This window comes from Streptomyces graminilatus (assembly GCF_001418565.1).
In the GTDB taxonomy this organism is placed as follows: domain Bacteria; phylum Actinomycetota; class Actinomycetes; order Streptomycetales; family Streptomycetaceae; genus Streptomyces; species Streptomyces graminilatus.
In genome coordinates, this window is sequence record NZ_LIQQ01000426.1 from 1 (window position 1) to 5,686 (window position 5,686).

Annotated in this window: 1 protein-coding gene; it reads right to left on the reverse strand. The window is 72.6% G+C overall.

Going from position 1 to position 5,686, the window contains the following annotated elements:
* Positions 1-5,686, reverse strand: a 5,686-nt coding sequence (locus AOK08_RS31295) for a type I polyketide synthase (RefSeq protein WP_157876873.1), incomplete at both ends; no start/stop codon positions are given.

A 5,686-nucleotide genomic window follows, 5' to 3' on the forward strand; every position in this document is an offset into this window, starting at 1 on the left:
GTGAGGGTGCCGTCGGGCCCGAGTTCGAGATAGCGACCGACGTACTGACCGGCGAGAACACGCACGGCATCGGCGTACCGGACCGGCTGGCGGACATGCCGCACCCAGTAGTCCGCTGACATCAACTCCTCGGCGGTGGCGGCCTCGCCGGTCACCGTGGACACCAGCGCCAGCTTCGGCGCCTCGTACGTGAGACCCTCCGCGACCTTACGGAACTCGGCGAGCATCGGCTCCATCAACGGGGAGTGGAACGCATGGCTGACCCGCAGCGCCGTGACCTTGCGGTCCTGGGCGCGGAAGTGCGCGGCCACCTCCTCGACGGCTTCCGACACACCCGCGATCACCACGGACCGAGGGCCGTTGACCGCGGCGATACCCGCACGCTCGTCATCGAGAAGCGGGAGGACCTCCTCCTCCGTCGCCTGCACCGCGACCATCGCGCCACCCGACGGCAACGCCTGCATCAGCCGGCCCCGGGCCACGACCAGGCGGCACGCGTCGGCCAGCGACCACACACCCGCCACATGCGCGGCGGCAATCTCACCGATGGAATGACCGGCGAGGACATCGGGGCGCACACCCCACGACTCCAGCAGCCGGAACAACGCCACTTCCAGCGCGAACAGCGCAGGCTGTGCGAACTCGGTGCGGTTCAGCCGGTCCGCGTCCTCACCGAACACCACCTCCCGCAGCGGGCACGGAAGTTCGGCATCGAGGTGAGCGCAGACCGCGTCGAAGGCGTCGGCGAAGGCCGGGTACGCGTCATACAACTCCCGGCCCATACGCAGCCGTTGAGCGCCCTGTCCGGCGAAGAGGAACGCGGTGCGCGCATCACGCCGAGCCAGCCCGATCGCGGTGTTCACCGCTTCCTCACCGGCGGCCACCGCCTCAAGACCACGCAGCAACTCCGCCCGGTCCACGCCCCACACCACGGCACGGTGCTCGAACACCGACCGCGACCGCACCAGGGAAGCGCCGACCGCCGCGACCTCCAGTGACACGTCACCGGCCGCGAACTCCGCCAACCGCCCGGCCTGGGCCCGCAACGCCACAGCCGTACGACCCGACACCACCCACGGCGCCGGACCATCACCGACGGGCGCGCTCACCGGCTCCAACTCCGCCTGAACCGGGGGCTCTTCCAGCACCACATGCGCATTGGTCCCGCTGATGCCGAACGATGAGACACCGGCCCGGCGTGTCCGCCCGTCGGTCCGGGGCCAGTCGGCGTTGTCCGTCAACAGGTCCACGGCACCGGCCGACCAGTCGACATGCGACGACGGCTCCTCGGCATGCAGAGTGCGCGGAAGCACACCATGCCGCATCGCCAGCACCATCTTGATCACACCAGCCACACCCGCAGCAGCCTGCGTATGCCCGATGTTCGACTTCACCGACCCCAACAGCAGGGGCCGTTCACGATCCTGACCGTAGGCGGCGATCAGCGCCTGCGCCTCGATCGGGTCGCCCAGCGACGTACCCGTACCGTGCGCCTCGACCGCGTCCACATCCGCCGGCGACAACCCCGCACCCGCCAACGCGGCACGGATCACCCGCTGCTGAGACGGACCGTTCGGCGCAGTCAGACCATTCGACGCACCGTCCTGGTTGACCGCACTGCCGGCCACCACGGCCAACACCGCACGCCCGGCCGAGCGCGCGTCCGACAACCGCTCCACCAGCACCAGACCAGCACCCTCGGCGAACCCGGCACCGTCCGCCGCGTCCGAGAACGCCTTGCACCGGCCATCACCCGCCAGCCCCCGCTGACGACTGAAGTCCAGGAACAACCCCGGCGTCGACATCACCGTCACACCACCGGCCAACGCCAGATCGCATTCCCCGCTCCGCAGCGCCTGCACCGCCAGGTGGAGGGCCACCAGGGCGGCGGAGCACGCCGTGTCCACGGTCACCGCGGGGCCTTCGAGGCCCAGCGTGTACGACACCCGGCCGGAGACGATGCTGGCCGCGTTGCCGGTGCCGAGGTGGCCGCCGACGTCCTCGCCGGAGGCGATGAGGAGCGGGGTGTAGTCGTTGCCGTTGGTGCCGGCGAAGACACCGGTGCGGGAGCCCCGCAGGGACTGCGGGTCGATACCGGCCCGCTCGAACGCCTCCCACGCCAACTCCAGCAACAACCGCTGCTGCGGATCCATCGCCAACGCCTCACGCGGCGAGACTCCGAAGAAGGCGGGGTCGAAGTCCGGCATCTCCCGCAGGAATCCGCCTTCGCGGGCGGTGCAGGTGCCGGGGTTGTCCGGGTCGGGGTCGTAGAGGCTGTCGACGTCCCAGCCCCGGTCGGCCGGGAACGGGGCGATGGCGTCCGTTCCGTCGGCGAGCAGCTTCCAGTACTCCTCCGGAGTGCTCACCCCGCCGGGGAAACGGCAGCTCATCGCCGTGATGACGATCGGGTCGTCGCTGACGGAGGGCCGGGTCGCGGCGGGCAGGTGTGCGTTCTCACCCGAGGTGGGGAGGTCACCCAGTTCGCCGAGGAGCATCCGGGCCAGTTCGGCGCAGTTGGGGTAGTCGAAGACCAGGGTGGCCGGCAGGCGCAGTCCGCTGATCTTGTTCATGCCGTTGCGGAGTTCGACGGCGCTCAGCGAGTCGAAGCCGAGATCGCTGAAGGCGCGGGTCGGCTCGACGGCCTCGGGTCCCGGATAGCCGAGGACGGTGGCGACATAGCCGCGTACGACGGCGAGGACGGCGTCGGAGCGGTCGGCGGTGCCGGTGAGGCCTGCCAGGTGGCGCAGGAGCGCGGGCCGGTCGCCGTCGGCGGTGTCACCGCCGAGGCCGCCGTCGCCGGTCCGGCCGGCCGCTGCCGCGTCGGCCGGTGCGAGCACGCGTTGGGCGTCGGGCAGGTCGCGCAGCAGGGCGCTGGGCCGGGAGCCGGTGAAGGCGGGGGCGAAGCGTTCCCAGCCGATGTCGGTGACGGCGAGGTATGTCTCGCCGTGGTCGAGTGCCTGCTGGAGTGCCTGGCATGCCAGTTCGGGCCGCATGTCGTAGACGCCGTAGCGGCGGAGGCGTTCGCCGACCGCGCCGTCGCCCATGCCTCCGTCGGCCCAGTGGCCCCAGGCCACGGCGGTGGCGGGCAGGCCGAGGGTGCGGCGCTGCTGGGCGAGGGCGTCGAGGAAGGCGTTGCCGGGGGCGTAGTTGCCGAGTCCGGGGCCGCTGATGGTGCCGGATGTGGAGGAGAACAGGACGAACGCGGAGAGGTCGTGGCCGGCGGTCAGTTCGTGCAGGTTGACGGCGGCGACGGCCTTGGTGCGCAGGACCGGGTTCATCCGGCTCGGGTCGAGGGCGTCGATGACGCCGTCGTCGAGGGAGCCGGCGATGTGCAGTACGGCGTCCAGCGGATGCTCTTCGGGGATCGTGCCGAGGAGGTCGCGCAGGGCGTCGCGGTCGGCGACGTCACAGGCGGCGAGGGTGACACGGCCGGCGCCGAGTTCGGTCAGCTCCGCCGTCAGTTCGGCGGCGCCGGGCGCGTCGGCGCCGCGGCGGCTGGTGAGCAGCAGGTGTTCGGCGCCGAGGGTGGCGAGCCAGCGGGAGATGTGTCCGCCGACCGCGCCGGTGCCGCCGGTGACCAGGACGGTGCCGCGCGGGCGCCAGCTCTCGCCGGGCGGGGTGGCTCCGGCGAGCGGGGCACGCAGGAGGCGTCGGCCGTAGGTGCCGGAGGCGCGGATCGCGGTCTGGTCCTCGCCGTCGGGGCGGGCGAGCAGGGCGCACAGCCGGTCACCGGCGCGTCGGTCGAGCACGGCGGGCAGGTCGACCAGACCGCCCCAGCGGTCGGAGTGCTCCAGGGCGGCGACCCGGCCCAGGCCCCAGACGAGGGCCTGTGGGGCGCTGAGGACGGTCTCCGAGGCGGTCACGGCGACGGCGCCGCGGGTGGCGCACCACAGGGGTGCGCTGATGCCCAGGTCACCGAGTGTCTGGAGCAGTGTGAGCGTGCCGGCGAGTCCGGTGGGTACCGCGGAGTGTTCGAGGTGCGGGCGTTCGTCGAGGGCGAGGAACGACAGCACACCTCCCAGGTCGGCCGGGAGCAGGGCGGGATCGGTGTCGGTGGCGGCGAGCGCCGTGTCCAGCAGGGTGGTCAGCCTCTCCCGGTCGGTGTCGGGGCTGCCGCCGTCGACGGGCAGGACACGCACGGGTACGCCGTGGTCGGCGAGGATCTGCCGGGTGGTGTCCGCCAGGGTGTGTCCCCCGGTGGGCACCACGAGGAGCCAGGTGCCGGACGGGGGTGTGGCGGCGGTGTCCTGGGTGAGCGGGGTCCAGCCGACGGTGTAACGCCAACTGTCCACCGTGGACTGTTCCTTGCTGCTGCGCCGCCAGGCGGACAGCGCGGGCAGGACCTCGCGCAGCGGGGTGTCGCCGCCCAGGTCGAGGGTGGCGGCGAGGGAGTCGAGGTCCTCTTCCTCCACGGTCCGCCAGAAGCCGCTCTCCACCTCGTCGACGGCCGTGCCGTCCCCGGTGGCGGAGTCCGTGTCGGTGTCCGCGTCCCGCAGCTCGGGCCAGAACCGGAGCCGTTGGAAGGCGTAGGTGGGCAGGTCGGCGCGGCGGGCGCGGGTGGCTGCGAAGACGGCGCGCCAGTCGACGTCGACGCCCTCGGTGTGGGCCTCGGCGAGGGAGGTCAGGAAGCGGTCCAGGCCGCCCTGGTCGCGGCGCAGGGTGCCGAGCACGGCCGCGTCCGCGGCGGCGTCCTCGATGGTCTCGCGGATCCCGAAGGCGACGACGGGATGCGGGCCGACCTCGATGAACGCGCGGTGTCCGGCGGTGAGCAGGCCTCGGATGGCGTCCTCGAAGCGGACGGTCTCCCGCAGGTTGGTGTACCAGTACGCGGCGTCGAGAGGAGTGTTCTCGTCGAGCCAGTCGCCGGTCACCGAGGAGAGGAAGGGGATCTCGGCGGTACTGGGCTCCAGGCCGGCGAGTGCCTCGACGACCGGCTCGCGCAGGGGCTCCACGTGGGCGGAGTGGCTGCCGTAGTCCACGGCGACCTTGCGGGCCTGTACGCCTTCACCGGTCAGTTCGGTGAACAGTTCGTCCAGTGCGTCGGCGGCACCGGAGACGACGACGGAGCCGGGGCCGTTGACGGCGGCGACGGCGAGCCGGTCCCCGTACTGCTCCAGACGGCCCCGCACCTGGTCGGCGGGGAGCGGGACGGACATCATGCCGCCGTCGCCCGCGATGGCGGTGATGGCCTGGCTGCGCAGGGCGGCGACCCGGGCGCCGTCCTCCAGGGACAGCGCTCCGGCGACGACGGCGGCGGCGATCTCACCCTGGCTGTGGCCGACGACGGCGGCGGGTTCGACACCGTGGGAGCGCCACAGGTGGGCGAGGGCGACCATGACGGCCCACAGGGCGGGCTGGACGACGTCCACCCGGTCCAGATCGGGGGCGTCCGGGCCGCCGCGCAGGGCCGCGGTCAGCGACCAGTCGACGTACGGTGCGAGTGCCTGTTCGCACTCGGCGATGCGCCGGGCGAACTCCGGTGCGGTGTCGAGGAGTTCGCGGCCCATTCCGGCCCACTGGGCCCCCTGGCCGGGGAAGACCAGCACGGGGCCGGTGCCACGCCTGTCGACGCCGCGGACGAGGTCGCGGCTCACGTCGCCGACCGTGCGGTCGTCGGCGAGGTCGCGCAGTGCGCGTTCCAGTCCGTCGCGGTCGGCGGCGAGTACGACCGCGACGGACTGGAACG